24 protein-coding genes are annotated in these 22,071 nt (G+C 61.4%); 13 read left to right on the forward strand and 11 right to left on the reverse strand.

Features of this window, described 5'->3' with window-relative positions:
• Positions 1-62 precede the first annotated feature (62 nt).
• On the forward strand, positions 63-1,517 hold the full coding sequence (locus tag BMZ57_RS22510) for a TrkH family potassium uptake protein (protein ID WP_010208163.1): 1,455 nt from the start codon (positions 63-65) through the stop codon (positions 1,515-1,517).
• Here BMZ57_RS22510 and BMZ57_RS22515 read toward each other — a convergent pair.
• A complete protein-coding gene (locus tag BMZ57_RS22515; RefSeq protein ID WP_010208161.1) occupies positions 1,474-2,532 on the reverse strand; it encodes an AraC family transcriptional regulator in 1,059 nt (352 codons plus the stop codon). The genes BMZ57_RS22510 and BMZ57_RS22515 overlap by 44 nt on opposite strands.
• A gap of 160 nt (positions 2,533-2,692) precedes the next feature.
• Between BMZ57_RS22515 and BMZ57_RS22520 the strand changes: the two genes are divergently transcribed.
• From BMZ57_RS22520 to BMZ57_RS22530, 3 genes are all read left to right on the forward strand, one after another.
• Positions 2,693-3,004: an Mpo1-like protein gene (locus BMZ57_RS22520; protein WP_010208158.1), complete on the forward strand. Its 312-nt coding sequence runs from the start codon at positions 2,693-2,695 to the stop codon at positions 3,002-3,004.
• Positions 3,005-3,356: 352 nt separating this feature from the next.
• A complete protein-coding gene (locus tag BMZ57_RS22525) occupies positions 3,357-3,539 on the forward strand; it encodes a hypothetical protein (RefSeq protein WP_010208156.1) in 183 nt (60 codons plus the stop codon).
• Between the two features lie 105 nt (positions 3,540-3,644).
• Complete coding sequence (locus BMZ57_RS22530) at positions 3,645-4,841, forward strand: MFS transporter (protein ID WP_044287763.1); 1,197 nt, start codon at positions 3,645-3,647, stop codon at positions 4,839-4,841.
• Here the strand turns inward: BMZ57_RS22530 and arfB are convergent.
• Both arfB and BMZ57_RS22540 read right to left on the reverse strand, forming a co-directional pair.
• Positions 4,838-5,251 (reverse strand): alternative ribosome rescue aminoacyl-tRNA hydrolase ArfB, encoded by a 414-nt coding sequence (arfB, locus tag BMZ57_RS22535; protein WP_010208154.1) that lies wholly within the window; start codon positions 5,249-5,251, stop codon positions 4,838-4,840. The two genes, BMZ57_RS22530 and arfB, sit on opposite strands and share 4 nt — an antisense overlap.
• 111 nt (positions 5,252-5,362) lie before the next feature.
• Positions 5,363-6,784: an amino acid permease gene (locus BMZ57_RS22540; RefSeq protein ID WP_021491252.1), complete on the reverse strand. Its 1,422-nt coding sequence runs from the start codon at positions 6,782-6,784 to the stop codon at positions 5,363-5,365.
• 639 nt (positions 6,785-7,423) lie between these two features.
• On the opposite strand from BMZ57_RS22540, the gene BMZ57_RS29590 reads away from it, so the two are divergent.
• Both BMZ57_RS29590 and BMZ57_RS22545 read left to right on the forward strand, forming a co-directional pair.
• The gene (locus BMZ57_RS29590) at positions 7,424-7,561 is read left to right on the forward strand and encodes a hypothetical protein (RefSeq protein WP_003175756.1); all 138 of its coding nucleotides are present in this window, start codon (positions 7,424-7,426) and stop codon (positions 7,559-7,561) included.
• 73 nt (positions 7,562-7,634) lie between these two features.
• The gene (locus BMZ57_RS22545) at positions 7,635-8,594 is read left to right on the forward strand and encodes a CgnE/CgnB domain-containing protein (protein WP_010208151.1); all 960 of its coding nucleotides are present in this window, start codon (positions 7,635-7,637) and stop codon (positions 8,592-8,594) included.
• Between the two features lie 198 nt (positions 8,595-8,792).
• Here BMZ57_RS22545 and rluB read toward each other — a convergent pair whose 3' ends face one another.
• The 6 genes from rluB to BMZ57_RS22575 all read right to left on the reverse strand — a co-directional run bounded on the left by rluB (position 8,793) and on the right by BMZ57_RS22575 (position 13,667).
• On the reverse strand, positions 8,793-10,004 hold the full coding sequence (gene rluB / locus BMZ57_RS22550; protein ID WP_010208149.1) for a 23S rRNA pseudouridine(2605) synthase RluB: 1,212 nt from the start codon (positions 10,002-10,004) through the stop codon (positions 8,793-8,795).
• Positions 10,005-10,148: 144 nt separating this feature from the next.
• Positions 10,149-10,340 carry a DUF1289 domain-containing protein gene (locus BMZ57_RS22555; protein WP_042571244.1) on the reverse strand — a complete coding sequence of 64 codons (192 nt, stop codon included), beginning with the start codon at positions 10,338-10,340 and terminating at the stop codon, positions 10,149-10,151.
• Positions 10,341-10,396: 56 nt separating this feature from the next.
• The gene (gene scpB / locus BMZ57_RS22560) at positions 10,397-11,329 is read right to left on the reverse strand and encodes an SMC-Scp complex subunit ScpB (protein ID WP_069672749.1); all 933 of its coding nucleotides are present in this window, start codon (positions 11,327-11,329) and stop codon (positions 10,397-10,399) included.
• Positions 11,330-11,341: 12 nt separating this feature from the next.
• Positions 11,342-12,160, reverse strand: a complete 819-nt coding sequence (locus tag BMZ57_RS22565) for a segregation and condensation protein A (RefSeq protein WP_010208145.1) — start codon at positions 12,158-12,160, stop codon at positions 11,342-11,344.
• The gene (locus BMZ57_RS22570) at positions 12,161-12,790 is read right to left on the reverse strand and encodes an L-threonylcarbamoyladenylate synthase (protein ID WP_010208143.1); all 630 of its coding nucleotides are present in this window, start codon (positions 12,788-12,790) and stop codon (positions 12,161-12,163) included.
• Positions 12,791-12,803: 13 nt separating this feature from the next.
• Positions 12,804-13,667 (reverse strand): PHP domain-containing protein, encoded by an 864-nt coding sequence (locus BMZ57_RS22575; RefSeq protein WP_010208142.1) that lies wholly within the window; start codon positions 13,665-13,667, stop codon positions 12,804-12,806.
• 87 nt (positions 13,668-13,754) lie between these two features.
• Here BMZ57_RS22575 and BMZ57_RS22580 point away from each other — a divergent pair, with 87 nt between their 5' ends.
• From BMZ57_RS22580 to BMZ57_RS22610, 7 genes are all read left to right on the forward strand, one after another.
• Positions 13,755-14,351, forward strand: coding sequence for a septation protein A (locus BMZ57_RS22580; protein WP_010208141.1), 597 nt, complete (start codon positions 13,755-13,757; stop codon positions 14,349-14,351).
• Position 14,352: 1 nt separating this feature from the next.
• Positions 14,353-14,652 (forward strand): YciI family protein, encoded by a 300-nt coding sequence (locus BMZ57_RS22585; protein ID WP_010208140.1) that lies wholly within the window; start codon positions 14,353-14,355, stop codon positions 14,650-14,652.
• Positions 14,653-14,758: 106 nt separating this feature from the next.
• Positions 14,759-15,166 (forward strand): SH3 domain-containing protein, encoded by a 408-nt coding sequence (locus tag BMZ57_RS22590; RefSeq protein ID WP_010208139.1) that lies wholly within the window; start codon positions 14,759-14,761, stop codon positions 15,164-15,166.
• Between the two features lie 7 nt (positions 15,167-15,173).
• Positions 15,174-15,851 (forward strand): response regulator transcription factor, encoded by a 678-nt coding sequence (locus BMZ57_RS22595; protein ID WP_003193803.1) that lies wholly within the window; start codon positions 15,174-15,176, stop codon positions 15,849-15,851.
• Between the two features lie 263 nt (positions 15,852-16,114).
• Positions 16,115-16,579 carry a hypothetical protein gene (locus BMZ57_RS22600; protein ID WP_010208138.1) on the forward strand — a complete coding sequence of 155 codons (465 nt, stop codon included), beginning with the start codon at positions 16,115-16,117 and terminating at the stop codon, positions 16,577-16,579.
• A gap of 68 nt (positions 16,580-16,647) precedes the next feature.
• Positions 16,648-17,991, forward strand: a complete 1,344-nt coding sequence (locus BMZ57_RS22605; protein WP_021491247.1) for a sensor histidine kinase — start codon at positions 16,648-16,650, stop codon at positions 17,989-17,991.
• Positions 17,992-18,028: 37 nt separating this feature from the next.
• Positions 18,029-19,378, forward strand: a complete 1,350-nt coding sequence (locus BMZ57_RS22610) for a CoA transferase (RefSeq protein WP_044287769.1) — start codon at positions 18,029-18,031, stop codon at positions 19,376-19,378.
• A 114-nt stretch (positions 19,379-19,492) separates the two neighbouring features.
• On the opposite strand, the gene BMZ57_RS22615 is transcribed toward BMZ57_RS22610, so the two are convergent.
• Both BMZ57_RS22615 and arcD read right to left on the reverse strand, forming a co-directional pair.
• The gene (locus BMZ57_RS22615) at positions 19,493-20,356 is read right to left on the reverse strand and encodes a DNA-3-methyladenine glycosylase family protein (RefSeq protein ID WP_010208135.1); all 864 of its coding nucleotides are present in this window, start codon (positions 20,354-20,356) and stop codon (positions 19,493-19,495) included.
• Positions 20,353-21,780, reverse strand: coding sequence for an arginine-ornithine antiporter (gene arcD, locus BMZ57_RS22620; protein WP_010208134.1), 1,428 nt, complete (start codon positions 21,778-21,780; stop codon positions 20,353-20,355). The genes BMZ57_RS22615 and arcD overlap by 4 nt, the downstream gene beginning before the upstream one ends.
• Positions 21,781-22,071: the final 291 nt, after the last annotated feature.

Consider the following 22,071-nt stretch of genomic DNA (forward strand, 5'->3'; position numbering starts at 1 on the left):
AAGGTTTACATGCCCTGCACCCCAGGTAGAATGGCGCCTCTGCCCTATTTCGAGCGAATTTCATGGCGTTGCCGACCCTGCGTATCATCGGTTTCATCATCGGCATCTTCCTGATCACCCTCGCGATCGCCATGGTCGTGCCCATGGCGACCCTTGTGATCTTCGAACGCACCAGCGACCTGCCCTCGTTTCTGTGGGCCAGCATGATCACCTTTATCGCCGGCCTGGCCCTGGTGATTCCGGGTCGTCCCGAGCATGTGCACCTGCGCCCGCGGGACATGTACCTGCTGACCGTCAGCAGTTGGGTGGTGGTGTGTATCTTTGCCGCGCTGCCATTTCTGCTGACCCAGCACATCAGCTACACCGACTCGTTTTTCGAAAGCATGTCCGGCATTACCGCCACCGGCTCTACGGTATTGAGCGGCCTGGATGCCATGTCGCCGGGCATCCTGATCTGGCGTTCACTGCTGCACTGGCTGGGTGGCATCGGCTTCATCGGGATGGCGGTAGCGATCCTGCCGCTGTTGCGCATTGGTGGCATGCGCCTGTTCCAGACCGAGTCTTCGGACCGCTCGGAAAAAGTCATGCCCCGTTCGCACATGGTGGCGCGGCTGATCGTGGCCGCGTATGTGGGCATCACCATCCTCGGCAGCCTGGCGTTCTGGTGGGCCGGCATGGGCGTGTTCGATGCGATCAATCATGCGATGTCGGCGATCTCCACCGGCGGTTTTTCCACCTCCGACGAATCCCTGGCGCACTGGAAACAACCCGCCGTGCACTGGGTAGCGGTGGTGGTGATGATCCTTGGCAGCCTGCCGTTCACCCTGTACGTGGCCACGCTGCGCGGCAACCGCCGGGCGCTGATCAAGGATCAGCAAGTGCAGGGCTTGCTCGGTTTGCTGGTGGTGACCTGGCTGGTGCTCGGCACGTGGTACTGGTGGACCACCAACCTGCATTGGCTGGATGCCTTGCGGCATGTGGCGTTGAACGTCACGTCGGTGGTGACCACCACCGGTTTCGCCCTGGGGGACTACAGCCTGTGGGGCAACTTCTCGCTGATGCTGTTCTTCTACCTGGGCTTTATCGGCGGCTGTTCCGGCTCGACCGCCGGCGGGATCAAGATTTTCCGTTTCCAGGTCGCCTATATCCTGCTCAAGGCCAACTTGAACCAGTTGATCCACCCTCGTGCGGTGATCAAGCAAAAGTACAACGGCCACCGCCTCGACGAAGAGATCGTGCGCTCGATCCTGACGTTTTCGTTTTTCTTCGCCATCACCATCTGCGCTATCGCCCTGGCCTTGTCGCTGCTTGGCCTGGACTGGATGACCGCCTTGACCGGCGCCGCGAGTACCGTTTCAGGCGTGGGCCCAGGCCTGGGCGAAACCATCGGCCCAGCGGGCAATTTCGCCAGCCTGCCGGATGCGGCCAAGTGGATCCTGTCGCTGGGCATGCTGCTCGGCCGGCTGGAGATTATTACGGTCTTTGTTCTGTGCATTCCGGCGTTTTGGCGCCACTGACACTCGACGCGTCCAGCAACCGCGCCCGGTATTCACCGGGCGTGGCATCAAACCAACGGCGAAACGCACGAAAGAAATTGCTCGGGTCGGCGAAACCCAGCAGGTAGGCGATTTCCAACAGGGTCATGCTGGGCTGTGCCAGGTATTGCTCGGCCAACTCGCGACGGGTGTCGTCGAGCAGCGTTTGAAAGCTGGTCCCCTCCTCCTGCAAGCGCCGCTGCAACGTACGCTGGGACAAGTGCAGCGCCTGGGCCACCACTTCACGCTTGGGCTCGCCCTGGGGCAGCAGGCGGCACAACACCTGCCGCGCCTTGTGCGTCACACGGCTTTCCGAGAAACGCGCCAGGTATTCACCGGCAAAACGGTCATGCAGCAGTGCCATGGCTTCGTTGGCCGTGGGCAGCGGCGCGTCCATGTCGGCCCGCTCAAAAATCAGCGCATCATAAGGCGCGTTGAACTCCAGCGGCGCATGGAAGGCTTGTTTATACGGGGCCAAGTCCGCCGGCTGCTCACCTTGCAGCACCACTTTGCGTGGCTGCAGCGTGCGGCCCGTCAACCAGCCGCACAGCGCCAAGGCGCTGGCCAGCGACGCTTCGGCACTTTGCCGGGTGGGCGGCAGATGATCACCGTGTACCGTCAGAATCAGCGCATAACCTTCGGGGACCAGTCGGAAACTCAGGTCGGCACTTTCGGCAATGATCCGCTGGTAACGCACCAGGCGCATGAAGCCTTCAGCCAGGGTGTTGCTGGACATCAGCGCGTACCCGGCCACATGAAACGATGCCGGACGCACCACTTTGCCCATGTTCAGGCCGATCGCCGGGTTGCCCGACAGCTCTACCGCCCGCTGCCACAGGCGGGTCATGGAATCCTGCGGGAACCGCGCATCGGGGTCGCTCAGGGCGGCGTAGTCGAGACCGAGTTGCTTGAACAAGGCACGGCAATCCAGGCCGTCCATTTCCAATGCCTTCACTATCCCCATCGCCCAGCTTGCAGAAGTTGTTCGTTCGCTCATGGCGTCGTCTTAATAAAGCAGGCTCAAACGGCAGCCAGGAAGCCAAGGATACTAAAGTGGCATCTATTGTCACTGGCTGTTACCACTGATCACTCTAGACTCAAATAAGCTCCCCGCCGAACATCTGTTGGGCGGCACAATAATCAAAGGGCCGGTCATCGTGGAAAACATCAAGCGATTCAACAGCTTCGCTGAGTTCTACCCCTACTACCTGAGTGAACATGCCAACAGCACCTGCCGGCGCCTGCACTTTATCGGCACCACGCTGGTGATCGGCATCCTGGCGTATGCCATCGGCAAAGGTTCGCTGGGCCTGCTGATTGCCTTGCCGATTGCCGGTTACAGCTTTGCCTGGATCGGCCACTTTTTCTTCGAAAAGAACCGCCCGGCGACTTTCCAGCACCCGTTCTACAGCCTGTTGGGGGATTTTGTGATGTACCGCGACATGATCCTGGGCAAGGTACCCTTCTGACCAAACGACCGTTTAAACGATGAAAGTTCATCCCTCCGAGGACATAAAAATCTTTTTGTCATTTGCAGTGCTGTATCCTGCCAAGGCTTTTTGAGAGCGCGGAATCACCTGCGATTGAAAAAACAGACCTTGCGAGGAGCGACGACGATGCACGAGATACCTAATCTCCCCTTCCCAAGCCTGCACCCTACAGAGCAGCCAACACCGCAGCAGGCCAGTGACAAACAGCCTGAGGCCAAAGAAGCAAAACCAGTCGACAGCAAAAGCCAGGACTGACGCCGTACCAGACCGTGTGGAAAGCGCAGCGTTTTGAGCGCTTTCCACACTGCCTGAATGAATCGAGACGCCCGCCATGACCGATACCCTTCCCGACACCCCGGATACCGCCGTACTCGACGCTGCCTTGCAGATGGTCGAAATCTGGAACCGCCTCAGCGCCGACAAACAAGCGCGTCTGCTCAAACGCTTCGGCACCCAGGAAAACGCCCTCGCTGCCCTGGTCACCACCCAGTTGCTCGCCTCGACCAAAGCCTGACGTCTTTCTGAGCGGAGGTTTTTGCGTTTTACCGCCCTGCGCGAGCCAAACCACCGGTATCATTAGCAGCCTATCTTTACCTGCCGCGACAGTGGACCTCTCCCCATGCCCGATACCCAGCGCCCCATGGCGGTCACGCTGCAAGTTGTTTCCATCGTATTGTTCACCTTCATTGGCTACCTGAACATCGGCATTCCCCTGGCCGTATTGCCAGGCTATGTCCACAGTGAACTGGGTTACGGCGCAGTGATCGCCGGCCTGGTGATCAGCGTGCAATACCTGGCCACCCTCCTGAGCCGCCCCTATGCGGGCAAGATCATCGATAACCTGGGCAGCAAGCGCGCTGTGCTGATCGGCCTGGCGGGCTGCGGACTGAGCGGTGTGTTCATGCTGCTCGCGGCGTGGTTCTCAAGCCTGCCGGCCTTGAGCCTGGGTAGCCTGTTGATCGGCCGCCTGGTCCTTGGCAGCGCGGAAAGCCTGGTGGGTTCGGGCTCCATCGGCTGGGGCATTGGCCGAGTCGGGGCGCAGAACACCGCCAAGGTGATTTCCTGGAACGGCATCGCCAGCTACGGCGCGCTGGCCGTCGGCGCGCCACTGGGCGTGGTGCTGGTCAGGTACTTCGGGCTGTGGAGCATGGGCGTCAGCATCATCCTGCTGGCAATCGTCGGCCTGCTGCTGGCCTGGAACAAGGTCGCCGCGCCGATTGTTGCCGGCGTGCGCCTGCCCTTCATGAATGTACTGGGCCGCGTATTGCCCCATGGCTGTGCATTGGCGCTGGGCTCCATCGGCTTCGGCACCATCGCGACCTTCATCACCTTGTATTACACCACCCAGCATTGGGATAACGCGGTGTGGGCCCTGAGCCTGTTCGGCGCCAGCTTTATCGGTGCGCGGTTGTTGTTCGGGAACCTGATCAACCGGATCGGCGGCTTTCGCGTGGCGATTGCCTGCCTGTCGGTGGAGATTCTTGGCTTGCTGCTGTTATGGCTGGCACCCGACGCCAACCTGGCCCTGGCCGGCGCAGCGTTGAGCGGCTTTGGCTTTTCCCTGGTGTTCCCGGCGCTGGGGGTGGAGGCTGTCAACCTGGTTCCGGCGTCCAGCCGCGGCTCGGCGGTGGGCGCCTACTCGCTGTTTATCGACCTGTCGCTGGGCATCACCGGCCCGCTCGCCGGAGCGGTGGCGGCAGGGTTCGGCTTTGCGTCGATCTTCCTGTTCGCCGCCCTGGCCGCCCTCGGTGGCTTGCTGCTGAGTGTGTACCTGTACCGCCAGGCGCCCAAGGCCCGCGAGGGGCGTGGCGACTAAAAGTCGACCTTGCCACGCCCAGCCTTGATGCTGCCACGCTTGGTCTTGGATTCGAGACGGCGCTTTTTCGAACCCAGGGTGGGTTTGGTCGGGCGGCGTTTCTTCTCCACCTTGGTGGCGCTGAGGATCAACTCCACCAGACGCGCCAACGCATCCGCGCGGTTCTGCTCCTGGGTCCGGTATTGCTGGGCCTTGATCACCAGCACACCTTCACTGGTGATCCGGCTGTCGCGTAGCGCCAGCAGCCGCTCCTTATAGAACGCCGGCAGCGACGATGCGGGGATGTCAAATCGCAGGTGCACCGCACTCGACACCTTGTTGACGTTCTGCCCACCGGCGCCCTGGGCGCGAATAGCAGTCAGCTCGATCTCGGCATCGGGCAAGTGGACGTTGTTGGAAATCACCAGCATAGGCGGCAGGATTCTCTGTGGGGGCAGCCAAGGATACGCGAATGCGCTCTCGCCTATTCCTGAAACAACAAACCCGGCGCATGGCCGGGTTTGGTTGATCTCACGCAGGCCTCACTTCACTGGTGAAGCAGCCGGCGCCAACGCTTGCTGCGCACTACGCTTGTTCTTGATCCCATAACACACCGCCATAAACACCACCCACACCGGAATCGCGAACACCGACACCTGGATGCCCGGAATCATGAGCATGATCACCAGGATAAACACCACGAACGCCAAGCACACATAGTTGCCGTACGGGTACCACAGCGCCTTGAACAACGGCACCTGGCCGGTGCGGTTCATGTGTTGGCGGAACTTGAAGTGGGAGAAGCTGATCATCGCCCAGTTGATTACCAGCGTCGCCACGACCAGCGACATCAGCAGTTCCAGCGCGTGTTGCGGGATCAGGTAGTTCATCAGCACCGCCACCAAGGTGATCGCCGCCGAAGCGAGGATGGAGCGCACCGGTACGCCGCGCTTGTCGATCTTCGCCAAGGCCTTGGGCGCATCGCCCTGCTCGGCCATACCCAACAGCATGCGGCTGTTGCAGTACGTCCCGCTGTTGTACACCGACAACGCGGCCGTCAGGACCACGAAGTTGAGGATGTGCGCGGCAGTGTCGCTGCCCAGCATCGAGAACACCTGCACGAACGGGCTGCCGCTGTAGGCATCGCCGGAGGCGTTGAGGGTCGCCAACAGGCTGTCCCACGGCGTCAGCGACAACAGCACCACCAAAGCGCCGATGTAGAAGATCAGGATGCGGTAGATCACCTGGTTGATCGCTTTCGGGATCACGGTGCGCGGTTTGTCCGCTTCAGCCGCGGTAAAGCCGAGCATTTCCAGGCCACCGAAAGAGAACATGATGATTGCCATGGCCATCACCAACCCGCCGACGCCATGGGGGAAGAATCCGCCGTGCTCCCACAGGTTGGTCACCGAGGCCTGTGGCCCACCGGTGCCGCTGACCAGCAGATAGCTGCCCAGGGCGATCATGCCGACGATGGCCACCACCTTGATGATGGCGAACCAGAACTCGGCTTCACCGAAGACTTTGACGTTGGCCAGGTTGATCAGGTTGATCAGCACAAAGAAGGCTGCGGCCGAGACCCAGGTCGGGATCTCCGGCCACCAGTAGTGCACGTATTTGCCGACGGCCGTCAGCTCCGACATGCCCACCAGGATGTACAGGATCCAGCAGTTCCAGCCCGACAGGAAGCCGGCGAAGCCGCCCCAGTACTTGTGGGCAAAGTGGCTGAAGGAACCGGCGACCGGCTCTTCGACGATCATTTCGCCGAGCTGGCGCATGATCATGAAGGCAATGAAGCCGCAGATGGCATAGCCCAGGATCATCGACGGGCCGGCGGATTTAAGCACCCCGGCCGAACCGAGGAACAGGCCGGTGCCGATGGCGCCACCCAGGGCGATCAACTGGATATGCCGGTTTTTCAGGCCGCGTTTCAGCTCGCCTGAAGAGGAAGGGGAAACACTCATGAAAAGGCTCTCACGCAAGGTTTGATGATGTTGAATGCAGGTTGCTGCCTTGAATTACCGACTCAAGCAGCGCCGCTCAAACCCCAGCGCAGGCACCAGGAGTACAGCGTCTTTCTAACGGTCATGCGTCACCTGTTTGTTTTTATCTGTGACGAAATCGAACCCGTCCGGCTCGTGGCCAGGCGGAGTGATCAGGGTGGGTAAACCCTGAGGTCTTGGCCTTTTGCGTGGTTACGCAAGGGGGGTCACAGTAAAACGCGGCGGATTGTACACCGCTCGACAGCTTGAGGGCGCCCTCGAAAGGCGAGTGCGACGATCTGTCAGGTAATCCTTACAGGGCAGGATCGGCCCAGAATGTCGCCATTTACACGTAAACTAATCGTTACAGCACGGAAAAATAACGTTACAGCCATGATTTGAAGAAAAATTGTCGCGCGCAAACTTCCCGCAATTTAGCCGCGACAGCTCACTGAATTTCCTAAAGAAAAAATCGGAACGAAAAAACAGAACAAAAAATCCAAATGAAACCGTGTCAATAAAAATTTTGCATTTTGAAACACTCTCTCCTAGGTTCTTTCCACTTGCCAGCGAAGCCCGTTGGCAAGCCGTCCTCAAACAACGTCCTCTAGGAGATACACCATGCAAGCACTGGAAAACGACCTGGAAACCGAACTACAACTCGACGATTGGTTTGAAGCGCCGACCCATGAGGCCGCCGTTGAAATGATGCAAGCCGACGCCGTTGTGCCGTTCGGCACCGCGATGTGGCCATTCTAAACACCGGCAGGCATCCGGCAGGTGCTGTGCACGGCACCTGCCCCCTTACCCAAGGCACAAAAGGAAGCACGTCATGGACAAGGCCCGCGCCGTCGAACACTTTCTCTACTACCTCGCGCATCACCCGGCCCTCAATGGCCTGAGCCGCCCCACCGTGTTGCTGGGCCATACCGAACGCTACGACGCCATCGCGCAGGCGATCACCCACAGCAGCGCCGCCCGTTTCAACTTCCAGGTGCAGCGTCTGGACCTGGCCGCCAGCGACACCCTGGCCGAGGCCATCGAAGCCTGCGACCTGTACTTGTTTCTTTACGACTCCTCTACCTTGCCCAACCCACGCGCCGAAGGCCCGGACTTTATCCGCGCCCTGCAAGGCGTGATGGCCGAGCACTGGAAAAAGTCCCTGCTGTTCAAGGATTACGGCGACTACTTCTACGACACCTTCAGCGTCGAGCCCCAGCGCATTGCCGACCTCAACGCCACGCTGATCCGGCGCATGTCCCAAGCCACGGTGCTGAGCTTTACCGACAAGCACGGCTCACGCCTGGAAGCGCCGATGAGCAGCATCAAGAAGTGGACGAATATCAACGGCGTCGGCAACCACGACCTGGCCCCCGGCGAGATCGCCACCCACAGCGAAGCCATCAACGGCCAAGTGCGGTTTGTCGGTACCTTTCTCAGCACCATCCCGTTCGCGCGTAAATATGGGGTGCTGGAGTCACCGCTGGAACTGTGGATCGAGAACTCGACCATTTGCAGCGTGGCCAGTGACGTGCCGGGGTTGGCGGATGATTTCAACAAGTACCTGAATGCCAACCCGTCCAACCGGCGTGTCGAGGAGTTGGGGATTGGCACCAACGAAGGGGTCAAGGACTTGTATGCGCGCAATGCCGGTTTTGAGGAGCGCCATTGCGGGTTGCACCTGGGCCTGGGTGGCGGGCAGAAAGGCAGCCATCACCTGGATTTGATCTTTTCCAGTGGGGTGTTGGCGCTGGATGACAAGCCGGTGTTTGATGGCAGGTTCGCGTTCTAAACACTGAGCTCATGAACGCTGAGGCTCCAAATGTGGCAGCTGGCTTGCCTGCGATGCAGGCACCTCGGTCTATCAGACAGACCGCAATGATGCGATCGCAGGCAAGCCAGCGCCCACATTTGATTGGGTTACCAAATGTCAGACCCCAAAAAAAAACGCCAACCCTAGGGTTGGCGTTTTTGTGCAGCGCTTACGGTATCACTGCGGCTTCTTGCGACCAAAACCAGGACGCTGACCCGAACCCGCCGGGGCGCCACGGCGCTTGCCCGACGGCTCATCCGCGACCAGTTTCGGGCCAGGGCGTTTGTTCGCCGCCGGCTTGGCTGGACGCTTGGTGCTGGCGTTGTCAGCCGGGCGATCGGCTTCACCGCGGTTGCTACGACCACCCGCCGGGGCAGGACGCGGCGCACGTGGCGCACGCTCGCCTTCCTGACGTGACGGCGCGGTTGGGCGACGCTCACCTTCGATCTGCGGCTCACGGGAGATACGACCACCGGTCGCCGGAGCATTCAGCGCCGGGCGCAGAGTGCGGGCAACACGCTCGGTGCGCGCCACAGGGCGCGACGATTTGCGCTGCATACGCTCAAGCTTGTCTTTGCTCTTGGCGTTCATCTGCGGCATCGCGACCGGCGTCAGGCCGACTTCGGCGCTGAGGATGTCGACTTCGTACTGGCTCATTTCGCGCCAGCGGCCCATCGGCAGGTCGGAGTTCAGGAACACCGGGCCGAAACGCACGCGCTTCAGGCGGCTGACCACCAGGCCCTGGGATTCCCACAGGCGACGAACCTCACGGTTACGACCTTCCATCACCACGCAGTGATACCAGTGGTTGAAACCCTCGCCGCCTGGTGCCTGCTTGATGTCGGTGAACTTGGCCGGGCCGTCTTCCAGCACCACGCCCGCCTTGAGGCGCTCGATCATCTCGTCATCGACTTCGCCACGCACACGCACGGCGTATTCGCGGTCCATTTCGTAGGACGGGTGCATCAGGCGGTTGGCCAGTTCACCGTCGGTGGTGAACATCAGCAAACCGGTGGTGTTGATGTCGAGTCGGCCGATGTTGATCCAACGGCCTTCTTTGGGCTTGGGCATCTTGTCGAACACGGTCGGACGGCCTTCCGGGTCGTCACGGGTGCAGATCTCGCCATCGGGCTTGTTGTACATGATCACGCGGCGCACCGATTCGGCAGCCTCTTCACGCTTGATGACCTTGCCATCAATGGTGATTGCATCGTGCAGGTCGACGCGCTGGCCGAGCGTGGCCTCGACGCCGTTGACCTTGATGCGCTTCTGGGTGATCCAGGCTTCGACGTCGCGGCGCGAGCCCACGCCGATACGCGCCAGCACCTTTTGCAGTTTTTCGCCTGCTGGGCCGATTTCCTGGCTGTCGTTCTGGTCTTTATCGTTCATCTTAAGCACCTCCCGGTGGGTCGATTCAGGCGTGGCCTGAAGAGTGTTGAAAGCGGGGCTTTGGCCGAATACATCGGCAAAGGGTCGCGAATCATACGCGCATGGCGCGCGTTGCGCATCAGAGAGTAGTCGATAAGACCCAAGTCATTTGCTTTTCCGCCGACCGGTGGCGCCCAGGGCCAGCAATCGCAGCTCGGCTTCGGCCAAGACGGTGCGCTTATCAACCTTGTCGAGTTTCTTCCAGGCACGGATTTCGCGCTTGCTGCGGCCACAGCCGAGGCAGATGTCGTCGCTGAATTTGCAGACGCTGATGCAAGGGTCTTTGGTTGAACTCATATGATTTCTCCCTGGCAACAATAATCAAATGTGGGAGCGGTGGCTGGTGGATCGCGTCAGTCTTCGAACTGGCGGCGCTCGGCCTCGATGGCTTCGGCCAGGGCCCGGGCTTCGTCTTCTTCGTCGCTCAGCGGCGGCTGTTCGAGGGCGGCGACGGCAGCCAGCAGTTTTTCCCGGGCTTCGGCCACGCCGAGGATGTCTTCCTCGGGCTCGGGCTCGGGTTCGACCTCGGGCTCTACGTCCACGTTCAATTGGGTTTCGGGCTCCGCCGCGCCATCACGCAACAAATCGTCGAAGTCGGTCTTGATGCCCTGTTCCATGTCGTCCAGTTCCAGCAACAGCGTATGGAAACTGGTCTCGTCCTTGGGTTCTTCCGGTTCGGCGGTGGCGTCGGCCATTTCCTGCAGGCTGGCCGGGACCGGGGCGTCGTCGAAGTCGAGCACCGGCTCGGCCTCCATTTCGCGCAGTTCGGCGAGCGGCGGCAGGTCGTCGAGGTTCTTCAGGTTGAAGTGGTCGAGGAACACCTTGGTGGTGGCGAACATTGCCGGTTTACCGGGCACGTCGCGGTAGCCGACGATACGGATCCACTCGCGCTCCAGCAGGGTCTTGACGATATGGCTGTTGACCGCCACGCCACGCACATCTTCGATCTCGCCCCGGGTGATCGGCTGGCGATAGGCGATCAGCGCCATGGTCTCCAGCATCGCCCGCGAATAACGCTGCGGGCGCTCTTCCCATAAGCGGCCGACCCACGGGGAAAACTTCTCACGGATCTGCAGGCGATAACCCGATGCCACTTCGCGCAACTCAAAGGCGCGACCGTCGCAGGATTTGCGCAGGATCTCCAGCGCCTTCTTGAATACCGGCGGCTCGGGGCGCTCGGCTTCTTCAAAGAGTTCGAACAGGCGCTCCAGGGATTGCGGTTTGCCCGAGGCCAGGAGAAACGCCTCCAGCAGCGGCGCCAGTTCGCGGGGTTCAGTCAGATTCATCGATTCAGCTCTTTATTCGGCTCGCGCCCGCACGTGGATAGCCGCAAAAGGCTCATTCTGGACCAGCTCGACCAAGGACTCCTTGACCAATTCGAGGATCGCCATAAAAGTCACCACCACCCCCAGACGCCCTTCTTCGGCGGTGAAGAGCTCGACGAACGGCACGAACCCGCCACCCTTGAGGCGCTCCAGCACGTCGCTCATGCGCTCGCGGGTGGACAGCGCCTCACGGCTGACCTGGTGGCTTTCAAACATATCGCCACGGCGCAGCACCTCGGCCATGGACATCAACAACTCTTCCAAGCTCACGTCGGGCAACAGTTTGCGCGCGCGGGCTTCGGGGGCGTCGAGCTTGGGCACTACCACGTCGCGACCCACGCGGCTCAGGCCATCAATACCTTCGGCAGCGGCCTTGAAACGCTCGTATTCCTGCAGGCGGCGGATCAGTTCGGCGCGCGGATCGTCTTCTTCGGCTTCCACCGTTTCCGAGCGCGGCAGCAACATGCGCGACTTGATCTCGGCGAGCATGGCGGCCATCACCAGGTACTCGGCGGCCAGTTCCAGGCGTACCGACTGCATCAGCTCGACATAGCCCATGTACTGCCGAGTGATTTCCGCCACCGGGATGTCGAGGATATTGATGTTCTGCTTGCGGATCAGGTACAGCAGCAAGTCCAGCGGGCCTTCGAAGGCTTCAAGGAAGACTTCCAGGGCGTCCGGCGGAATGTACAAGTCCAGCGGCATCTCCATGACCGCCTGGCCATACACCATGGCAAACGGCAGTTCCTGCTGGGCGCCCGCCTGGGGGTCAACGGTTTCCACGGCTGACATTCAGGCCTCGACCATGAACGGCGCCGGGTCGCCGCAACCCACGCGGATCACTTCGGGTTCGCCGTCGGCCAGGTTGATCACGGTGGAGGCCTTGTTGCCGCCGTAGCCGCCGTCGATGATCAGGTCGACCTGCTTTTCCAGCAATTGACGCATTTCGTATGGGTCGTACAGCGGCTCGGTTTCACCGGGCAGGATCAGCGACACGCTCATCAGCGGCTCGCCCAACTCGGCCAGCAGCGCCAGGGCGATAGGATGTTCCGGCACCCGCAGGCCGATGGTGCGCTTCTTTGGGTGCAGCAACAGGCGCGGCACTTCGCGGGTGGCATTGAGAATAAAGGTGTAGGGCCCTGGTGTGTGGGCCTTGAGCAGGCGGAAGGTGCCGGTGTCGACCTTGGCGAACAGCCCAAGCTGGGACAGGTCGCTGCAGATCAGCGCAAAGTTGTGCTTGTCGTCCAGCTGGCGCAGGCGCCGTACACGCTCGACCGCGCCCTTGTCGCCGATCTGGCAACCAATGGCGTAGGACGAGTCAGTCGGATAGATCACCACGCCGCCGGCACGAATGATCTCGACGGCCTGTTTGATCAGACGCGCCTGGGGGTTTTCCGGATGAATCTGGAAGAATTGACTCACGTGTTCTACCTGTTCAGACGGTGGCAATAATGGGGTCATGCTTGAATCGCCCCGACAAAAGCGGCAGGTCTTCAGGTACCTGGCGATACTCGCCGATTTCGGACCACCCACCTGGGCCATGAAAGTCACTGCCGGCGCTGACCAGCAGACCAAATTCGCGAGCAAGAATCGCCAGGCTGCCGACCTGCTCGGCAGGTTGATGCCCGTTGACCACTTCAATCGCGTGGCCGCCCGCTCCAATATAGTCGCTGATCAGCTTGCGGCGCTTGCTGCGCGTGAAATCGTAATGCCAGGGATGCGCCAGGCTGACCCAGGCGCCGGAGGCCCGCAAGGTCCCGACGGTGTCTTCCAGGGTCGGCCAGTGTTGCTTCACATCCCCCAACTTGCCCGCGCCCAGCCATTTACGGAAGGCTTCGGCGCGGTCTTTGACAAAACCTTCCCGCACCATCCAGTCAGCAAAGTGCGGCCGGGCCGGTGCATTACCACTGTCACCCAGGTCCTGCTGGATGGCGCGGGCACCTTCCAGGGCGCCGGGCATGCCTTTAAGGCTGAGCTTGCGGCTTATTTCTTCGGACCGCAGCCAGCGGCCATCGTGCAAATCGGCGATGGCCTGCACCAGCGGCGGGGCTTGCTGATCAAAACCATAGCCGAGCACATGAATGGTGGCGCCGCCCCAGGTGCAGGACAATTCCACGCCATTGACCAGTTGCATGCCCAATGAATGGGCGGCTTCGCGGGCTTCGTCGAGGCCTTCGAGGGTGTCGTGGTCGGTCAAGGACAGGACTCGCACGCCTTTTTCAAACGCACGCGCAACCAGTACCGCGGGCGCCAAGGCGCCGTCGGAGGCCGTGCTGTGGCAGTGCAAATCAACATTCACGGGGATGTGTAACCTCAAGTCAGCTGGCGCTTTCGCTACCAAGGATGTTTGTTATTATGCCGCCACATCCAGCTTCTGGCTCTTACTGTGAAACAATTCATCGACTTCATCCCGCTGTTGCTGTTTTTCATCGTTACCAAACTCGACCCCAGGGTCATCGAAATCGCCGGTCATGAGCTGTCGTTCGGGGGCATCTACAGCGCCACCGCCGTCCTGATCATCAGCTCCATCGTTGTCTACGGCGCCATCTTCATCTCCCAGCGCAAGCTGGAAAAAAGCCAATGGCTCACCCTGGTCGCGTGCCTGGTCTTCGGCGGCCTGACCCTGGCGTTTCACAGCGAAACCTTCCTCAAATGGAAAGCGCCGGTGGTGAACTGGCTGTTCGCGCTGGTGTTTATCGGCAGCCACTTTATCGGTGATCGCCTGCTGATCAAACGGATCATGGGCCATGCGCTGACCCTGCCGGACCCGGTGTGGACACGCTTGAACGTAGCCTGGATCGTGTTCTTCCTGTTCTGTGGCGCCGCCAACCTGTTCGTGGCCTTTACCTTCCAGGACTACTGGGTCGATTTCAAAGTGTTCGGCAGCCTGGCCATGACCGTGTTGTTCCTGGTGGGCCAGGGCATCTACCTGTCGCGCCACTTGCATGACGTCGCCCCTACCACGCCTAAAACCGAGGACTGACATGCTCTACGCCATCATTGCCACCGACGTGGCCAACTCGCTGGAAAAACGCCTGAGCGTACGCCCGGCCCATGTCGAGCGCCTCAAGCAGCTGCAGGCCGAAGGCCGAATCGTGCTGGCCGGCCCGCACCCTGCGGTAGACAGCAACGACCCAGGCGAGGCCGGTTTCACCGGAAGCCTGATCGTCGCCGAGTTCGCCTCCCTGGCCGATGCCCAGGCCTGGGCCAAGGCTGATCCTTATGTGGCAGCCGGGGTTTACGCTGACGTTGTGATCAAGCCATTCAAGCAAGTCCTGCCTTGATAACGGCCGCGCCGAGCCTAATCGGTTCGGCGTACTCCTAATTGCTCATTATTCTCGGTAACCTGCCGACAACATTCTGAATATTCGTGTGGAATCAGGAGTTCCGATGCGCTTACGTCAGTTGTGTCTGTTGGCAGTGGTAATGATCGGGGCTACGGCCCACGCTGAAGAAACCTCGAACACCGGCAGCTCCACGCCCCTGTCCTTGAGCGCCGGCGCCCAGATCACCGAGTTGCAGCAACGTTTGAAAGAAAGCGAACGCCAACGCGAAGAACTGAGCAAGCAGTTGCAAAGTGCCGACGCTAGCCGTGAAAGCACTCAATTGAGTCGCCTTCGCCAAGAGAACCAACGCCTGGCCCAGCAACTCAAAGAGACACAGGGCGGCGCCTTGACCCGCTGGCTGACTGAGCAGCAACAGTGGTTCGTCACCGGCGGGGCCGTCGCACTGATCGCCCTGCTGTGCGGGATCTTCGCCAGCGGTGGGCACCGTCGCCGTCGACAATGGCTAAATTGAGTGAGTCATGAGCGAGCTGTTACTGATAGATGATGACCAGGAGCTCTGTGAGCTGCTGACCAGTTGGTTGAGCCAGGAAGGCTTCCAGGTGCGCGCCTGCCATGATGGCTTGAGCGCCCGCAAAGCCTTGGCCGACAGCGCTCCGGCAGCGGTGGTGCTCGACGTGATGCTGCCTGACGGCAGCGGGCTTGAGCTGCTCAAGCAATTGCGCAACGACCACCCGGAGCTGCCGGTGCTGATGCTCTCGGCCCGAGGCGAACCGCTGGACCGCATCCTCGGCCTGGAACTGGGCGCGGATGATTACCTGGCCAAGCCCTGCGACCCGCGCGAGCTGACCGCCCGCCTGCGTGCCGTATTGCGCCGCAGCCATCCGGCCGCCGTGTCGACCCAGCTCGAATTGGGCGACCTGTGCTTCAGCCCGGTGCGCGGCGTGGTCAGCATCGACGAGCAGGAATTCGCCCTCACCGTCTCCGAAAGCCGCCTGCTGGAAGCCTTGCTGCGCCAGCCCGGCGAACCGCTGGACAAGCAGGAACTGGCGCAGATCGCCCTGGGCCGCAAGCTGACCCTGTACGATCGCAGCCTGGACATGCACGTCAGCAACCTGCGCAAAAAGATCGGCCCGCACCCGGATGGCCGGCCACGGATCGTGGCGTTGCGCAGCCGCGGCTACTACTACAGCCTCTAATCGCGACACCGATCCGAACCCTGTGGGAGCTGCCGAGCTTTAGCGAGGCAGCGACAGGATCGACTCGGTGTGCCTGTGGTACCGAGTCGTCTGCATCGCAGGCAACCCAGCTCCCACAGGGGATACGCTCGGCGCTGATAGTTTTGTCAGTTACCGACAAATCCCTCTTTACCGAAGCTTTACCCACACCTGACCGCCGCTGACCTTGATCTCCGTAATCTACTCACATCCGGACTCACCGGAATAGAGACAGGAGAATCACCATGCGCAAGACCCTTATCGCTTTGATGTTCGCCGCTGCCCTGCCCACCGCTGCCATGGCGGCAATGCCTGAAGGCCCAGGCCCGATGGGCGAACCTTCCGGCCACATGATGGGTGGCCCGGGCCACGGCGGTGAACACGGTCCGCGTGGCAAAGGCGGCCCGTTCAGCCAACTGGACCTGAGCAAGGAACAGCGCCAGCAGATCGGCAAGTTGATGGGTGACCAATGGCACGCCCGCAAAGACCTGACCAAGAAGTACCTGGACAAACTGCCAGCCGCTGACCAGAAAGCCATGCAGGACGAGATCGCCGCCGGCAAGCAGAAAACCCAGGCGGACATCCGTGCGGTCCTCAAGCCTGACCAGCAGAAGAAGTTCGACGAAATCGTCAAGCAGCAGGAACAGCGTCGCGCCGAATGGAAGGAATTCCAGGCCTGGAAAGCGCAACAGCCGCAAAAAGCGCAATAATGCTCCCGCGTTAACACTCCCAGCCCAGTGGCCCCCGCCGCTGGGCTTTTCCTGTTTGAGGGTTTCCTGTGCGTTCATTGTTCTGGCGCATCCTGGCCAGTTTCTGGCTGGCCATCGCCTTGGTTGCCGGGTTGTCGATCCTGCTTGGGCATATGCTCAATCAAGATGCCTGGATTCTCAGCCGTCACCCCGGCCTCAATAACCTGGCCGAAGAGTGGACCCAGCTCTACGAAGCCCAGGGCGAGGACGCGGCCCAGGACCTGCTGCAACAGCGCAAACGCCAGTATCACATCGACGTGCAAGTGCTGAATGAAAGCGGCGAGCCGGTGGTACGCGGCACCTTCCCGCGCCGCGCCGCTGCCTTCGAAGCGCGCCAGAATGACAGCCAGGACGGCCACCTGCCCTGGCGTCGCCTGACCGCCGAGTACACCAGCGAAAAGACCGGCGACACTTACTTGCTGATCTATCGCATCCCCCACCCGGAACTCGACGCCTGGCACCGCAGCAGCCTTTTGTGGCCGTTGAGCGCGCTGGCGATTGCCTTGGTGGTGCTGACCCTGTTCAGCCTGCTGGTGACACTGTCCATCACTCGCCCCCTCAGCCGTTTGCGCGGCGCGGTGCATGACCTCGGCCAGGCCACCTACCAGCAGAACAGCCTGGCGCGCCTGGCCAATCGCCGCGATGAATTCGGCGTGCTGGCCACCGACTTCAACCGCATGGGCGCCCGCCTGCAAAGCCTGATTGGCAGCCAGCGCCAATTGCTGCGTGATGTCTCCCACGAATTGCGCTCGCCCCTCGCGCGCCTGCGTATTGCCCTGGCGCTGGCCGAACGCGCCAGCCCCGAAGAGCGGGAAAGACTCTGGCCGCGCCTGACCCGCGAATGCGACCGGTTGGAAGCCTTGATCAGTGAAATCCTGGTACTGGCCCGTGTTGATGCCGATAACGCCAGCGCCGAAGAGGTCGACCTCACTGCCTTGCTCAAAACCTTGCAAAAGGACGCCCAACTCGGCGCACCGGACCAGGTAGTGCAACTGAACGCCGAAACCGACCTGCACCTGAAGGGCTGGCCGACCATGATCGAACGCGCGGTGGATAACCTGCTGCGCAATGCCCAGCGCTTCAATCCCCAGGGCCAGCCGATTGAACTGCAGGCGCAGCGTCAGGGTGATCGGATCCTGATCAGCGTACGCGACCACGGCCCCGGCGTTGAGGCCGAACACTTGAGCCAGCTGGGCGAGCCCTTCTATCGCGCCCCCGGCCAGACCTCACAAGGCCACGGCCTGGGCCTGGCGATTGCACGTCGCGCCGCCGAACGTCATGGCGGCAGCCTGATTCTTGCCAACCACCCAGGCGGCGGCTTTGTCGCCAGCATCGACCTGCCACTGGAACCCGGGGTTGTCACACCGGCCTGATCTTCTATAGTGGCCCTTCTCTTGAGGAGGGCCTTTGATGACTGACCTGCTGACTCCCATCCAAGCCGCACTTGATCTGCCACAAACGCCGCTGACCTTTACCGAAGCTGGCGCCCTGCCCTCGATCTTCGCCGTGACCGACCTGGCCAGCGCCAGCATCGGCGCCGCCGGCCAAGCCGTGGCCCAGTTGATCCAGCAACAGACCGGGCGCCTGCCCAGCGTCAGTGTGGACCGGCGCCTCGCGTCTTTCTGGTTCTCCTCCTCGATTCGCCCGACAGGTTGGGAGGTCCCACCGCTGTGGGACCCGGTGGCCGGCGACTACGCCAGCGCCGATGGCTGGATTCGCCTGCACACCAACGCCCCCCATCACCGCGCGGCCGCCGAGCGGGTACTGGGCAAAGCCGCCGACCGCATCGAGATGGCCGCCTATGTGGCCAAATGGAAAGCAGCTGAGCTGGAGCAGGCGATTGTCGACGAGGGTGGTTGCGCAGCGCAGATGCGTTCGTGGCAGGCCTGGCAGTCGCATCCCCAAGGGCTGGCAGTGAATGCCGAGGCGCTGGTGCAGCGCCAGACCGATGAAACCACCTGCGTTAAACCCTGGCTCGGCTCAGTGGCGCGGCCGCTGGCGGGCATCAAGGTACTGGACCTGACCCGCGTGCTGGCCGGCCCCGTGGCCAGTCGCTTTCTTGCGGGCCTGGGCGCGGACGTGCTGCGCATCGACTCGCCCACCTGGAACGAACCCGGCGTAGTGCCGGAAATGACCCTGGGCAAACGCTGCGCCCGCCTGGACTTGAAGAGCCCCGAAGGCCGGCAGGCGTTCGAAAACCTGCTCAAGGACGCCGACATCCTGTTCCACGGCTACCGCGCCGACGCCCTGGAGCAATTGGGCTACACCGCCAGCGCCCTGCCGACCCTCGCCCCCGGCCTGATCGACGTGAGCCTCAACGCCTACGGCTGGAGCGGCCCATGGCGTAATCGCCGGGGTTTCGACAGTTTGGTGCAGATGAGCAGCGGCATTGCCGACGCAGGCATGGCCTGGAAACAGGCGGACAAACCGGTGCCGTTGCCGTTGCAGGCCCTGGATCACGCCACCGGTTACTTGATGGCGGCCAGTGCGGTTCAAGCCTTGAGCGAACGCTTGAAGTCGGGGCGCGGCGGTTCGGCACGGTTGTCGCTGGCGCGCACGGCGAAGTTGTTGGTGGAGGCGGGACAGGTGCCGGAGCAGCCGGCGTTGCGTGCCGAGGAACTGAGCGATCAGGGTTTGGTGGTGGAGCAAACAGCCTGGGGCCAGGCGCACCGATTGCTTGCGCCAGTAACCATCAGCGGCACACCGTTGCAGTGGGATTTACCGGCTGGGGAATTGGGGTCGCACCGGGCACAGTGGTGAGCTGAAATCCGCTATCGCCGGCAAGCCAGCTCCCACATTCGACCGCATTCCAAAGGATGCACTCGGTCAAAATGTGGGAGCGGCTTGCTCGCGAAGAGGCCAGTACAGACACTATCAATCTGACCGTTGCAACGACGTCCACAAATGCTGCGCCGCATACGCCCTCAACGGTCGCCACGCCTCGGCCCGCATCAGCAACTGCCGCGCCGACACCGGCCCGCCCTCCAGCGCCGCCAGCGCATTGATCAACCCGATATCCCCCGACGCGAACGCATCCGCCTCGCGCATCTGGCGCATGGCGATGTACTGCGCGGTCCAGTCGCCAATCCCCGCCAACGCCACCAGCCTTGCGACGCCCTCCTTGAGACTGGCCTTGGGTTCGAACACCTCAGGATCATCCAGCAACGCCTGGGCCACGCCCGACAACGTACGCCCGCGCGCCTTGGGCATCCCCAGGGTGGCGAGGTCGGCCGCCGCCAAGACGTCCGGCGTGGGGAACACGTGGGTGATACCGGCATACGGCGTTGCCAGCGGCTGACCGTATTGCGCAACTAGTTTGCCTGCCAGACGAATCGCGGCCACCACGGTGATTTGCTGGCCCAGCACTGCTCGGATCGCCAGCTCCAAGCCATCCCAGGTGCCTGGTACGCGCAAGCCCGGCCGCGCCGCAACCAGTTGCGCCATCAACGGGTCAGTCGCCAGTTGCGGGTTGATCCGTTGCGGCTGGGCGTCCAGGTCAAACATCTTGCGCAAGCGCCGTTGGATCTCGGGCAAGGCCGCCTTGTCCGCAAAGCCCACCGCAACGTCCAGCCAATCACCCGCCCCCGGCGCAACGCTGATCCAGCCATGCTGCCCGCCGACGCTGATGCTGCGCCGATACACGCCAGCCTCCACGGTCTCCATCCCAGTGATCGCCCGCGCCGACAAAAAACCCAACATCGCTGCCCAGTCATACGGCGGCTGATACGCCAGTCTCACAACGACAACACTCCGCTATACAACCCATACGCCGCCAGCCCCGCGCCGGCGATCACGCAGCTGAAAATGCCTTTTTCCACGTGGGTAAACAGGGGCTGGTCCTGCTCACGCTTGGCCAGGGCAAACAGGATCACGCCAGGTGCATACAACAGCGCAGACAGCAGCAGGTACTTCAAGCCACCGGCGTAGAGCAGCCACACCGCGTAGCCGAGGGCAATCAGGCCCACCAGCAAGTCCTTGATGCGCTGGCCATGGGCACCCTGGTAGGTTTCGCCGCGCCCGCTCAACAGCACCGCATAGGCCGCCGACCACAGGTACGGGACCAGGATCATCGATGAGGCGAGGTAAATCAGGGTGGTGTAGGTGCTGTGGGAAAACAGGGTGATCACCAGGAAGACCTGGATCATGACATTGGTCAGCCATAACGCGTTGACCGGCACCTGGTTGGCGTTTTCCTTTTTCAAAAAGGCCGGCATGGTCTTGTCATGGGCCGTGGCGTAGAGGATTTCCGCGCACAGCAATGCCCAGGACAGCAAGGCGCCGAGCAGCGATACCGCCAGGCCGATGCTGATCGCCATCGCGCCCCAGGGGCCGACGATGTGTTCCAGCACACCTGCCAGCGACGGGTTCTGCAGTTGTGCGAGCTGCGGCTGGCTCATGATGCCCAGCGACAGCACATTCACCAGCACCAGCAACGCCAGCACGCCCAGAAAGCCGATCACCGTGGCGCGACCCACGTCCGAGCGCTTCTCGGCCCGCGCCGAATAGACACTGGCGCCCTCGATACCGATAAACACAAACACGGTGACCAGCATCATGTTGCGCACCTGGTCCACCACATTGCCCATATTCGGGTTGCCCACGCCCCAGATATCACGGGTGAAGATCTCGGCCTTGAAGGCCACGCCGGCAATCACGATAAACATCAGCAGCGGCACGATCTTGGCCACGGTGGTGATCTGATTGATAAACGCGGCCTCCTTGATCCCACGCAGCACCAGGAAATGCACGGCCCACAGCAGCAAGGACGCGCAGCCGATGGCCACCGGCGTGTTGCCTTGACCGAATATCGGAAAAAAATAACCGAGGGTGCTGAACAGCAACACGAAGTAACCCACGTTGCCCATCCAGGCGCTGATCCAGTAACCCCAGGCCGAGGAGAAACCCATGTAATCGCCGAAGCCCGCCTTGGCATAGGCATACACGCCCGAGTCCAATTCGGGCTTGCGGTTGGCCAGGGTCTGGAACACAAAGGCCAGGGTCAACATGCCCACGGCGGTGATCGCCCAACCGATCAGCACCGCGCCCACCTCGGCTCGCGCGGCCATATTCTGCGGCAACGAGAAAATCCCCCCACCGATCATCGACCCCACTACCAGGGCGATCAGGGCACTGAGCCGAAGTTTCTGGGCGGGTTGGGACATGAACACTCCTGAATGAATAAAAAGTTTTAGCCGACAACTGTGCACTCAACTAATTAACCCAGCGAGTGTAGCGTTTATTAGAGACCGCGATAAAAACACTGCGCTAATACCCCAAGGGCATGACAGTTTATCGGATTTAGGCTTATTTAGAATTTAAATACGACGACCACTCTGTCGCTTCTTAGTTCCTTATCGTCGCCTTTATGAAAAGTTTGCACATTCGGGAAAACGGGCTAGTTTAAAACGTCCACACGTAGCACTAAATGATTAACCAATACCGTAGAGATGGCT

This window comes from Pseudomonas simiae, from assembly GCF_900111895.1.
GTDB classification, from domain to species: Bacteria; Pseudomonadota; Gammaproteobacteria; order Pseudomonadales; family Pseudomonadaceae; genus Aquipseudomonas; species Aquipseudomonas simiae.

Excerpts from the sequence above, each read along its gene's own strand:
- BMZ57_RS22545 (WP_010208151.1), top strand. The coding sequence starts at position 7,635 with ATGGACAAGGCCCGCGCCGTCGAACACTTTCTCTACTACCTCGCGCAT.
- BMZ57_RS22515 (WP_010208161.1), bottom strand. The coding sequence starts at position 2,532 with ATGAGCGAACGAACAACTTCTGCAAGCTGGGCGATGGGGATAGTGAAG.
- BMZ57_RS22555 (WP_042571244.1), bottom strand. The coding sequence starts at position 10,340 with ATGAGTTCAACCAAAGACCCTTGCATCAGCGTCTGCAAATTCAGCGAC.
- scpB (WP_069672749.1), bottom strand. The coding sequence starts at position 11,329 with ATGAATCTGACTGAACCCCGCGAACTGGCGCCGCTGCTGGAGGCGTTT.
- BMZ57_RS22585 (WP_010208140.1), top strand. The coding sequence starts at position 14,353 with ATGCTCTACGCCATCATTGCCACCGACGTGGCCAACTCGCTGGAAAAA.
- BMZ57_RS22530 (WP_044287763.1), top strand. The coding sequence starts at position 3,645 with ATGCCCGATACCCAGCGCCCCATGGCGGTCACGCTGCAAGTTGTTTCC.
- BMZ57_RS29590 (WP_003175756.1), top strand. The coding sequence starts at position 7,424 with ATGCAAGCACTGGAAAACGACCTGGAAACCGAACTACAACTCGACGAT.
- rluB (WP_010208149.1), bottom strand. The coding sequence starts at position 10,004 with ATGAACGATAAAGACCAGAACGACAGCCAGGAAATCGGCCCAGCAGGC.
- BMZ57_RS22565 (WP_010208145.1), bottom strand. The coding sequence starts at position 12,160 with ATGTCAGCCGTGGAAACCGTTGACCCCCAGGCGGGCGCCCAGCAGGAA.
- BMZ57_RS22590 (WP_010208139.1), top strand. The coding sequence starts at position 14,759 with ATGCGCTTACGTCAGTTGTGTCTGTTGGCAGTGGTAATGATCGGGGCT.
- arfB (WP_010208154.1), bottom strand. The coding sequence starts at position 5,251 with ATGCTGGTGATTTCCAACAACGTCCACTTGCCCGATGCCGAGATCGAG.
- BMZ57_RS22595 (WP_003193803.1), top strand. The coding sequence starts at position 15,174 with ATGAGCGAGCTGTTACTGATAGATGATGACCAGGAGCTCTGTGAGCTG.
- BMZ57_RS22525 (WP_010208156.1), top strand. The coding sequence starts at position 3,357 with ATGACCGATACCCTTCCCGACACCCCGGATACCGCCGTACTCGACGCT.
- BMZ57_RS22600 (WP_010208138.1), top strand. The coding sequence starts at position 16,115 with ATGCGCAAGACCCTTATCGCTTTGATGTTCGCCGCTGCCCTGCCCACC.
- BMZ57_RS22540 (WP_021491252.1), bottom strand. The coding sequence starts at position 6,784 with ATGAGTGTTTCCCCTTCCTCTTCAGGCGAGCTGAAACGCGGCCTGAAA.
- BMZ57_RS22610 (WP_044287769.1), top strand. The coding sequence starts at position 18,029 with ATGACTGACCTGCTGACTCCCATCCAAGCCGCACTTGATCTGCCACAA.
- arcD (WP_010208134.1), bottom strand. The coding sequence starts at position 21,780 with ATGTCCCAACCCGCCCAGAAACTTCGGCTCAGTGCCCTGATCGCCCTG.
- BMZ57_RS22510 (WP_010208163.1), top strand. The coding sequence starts at position 63 with ATGGCGTTGCCGACCCTGCGTATCATCGGTTTCATCATCGGCATCTTC.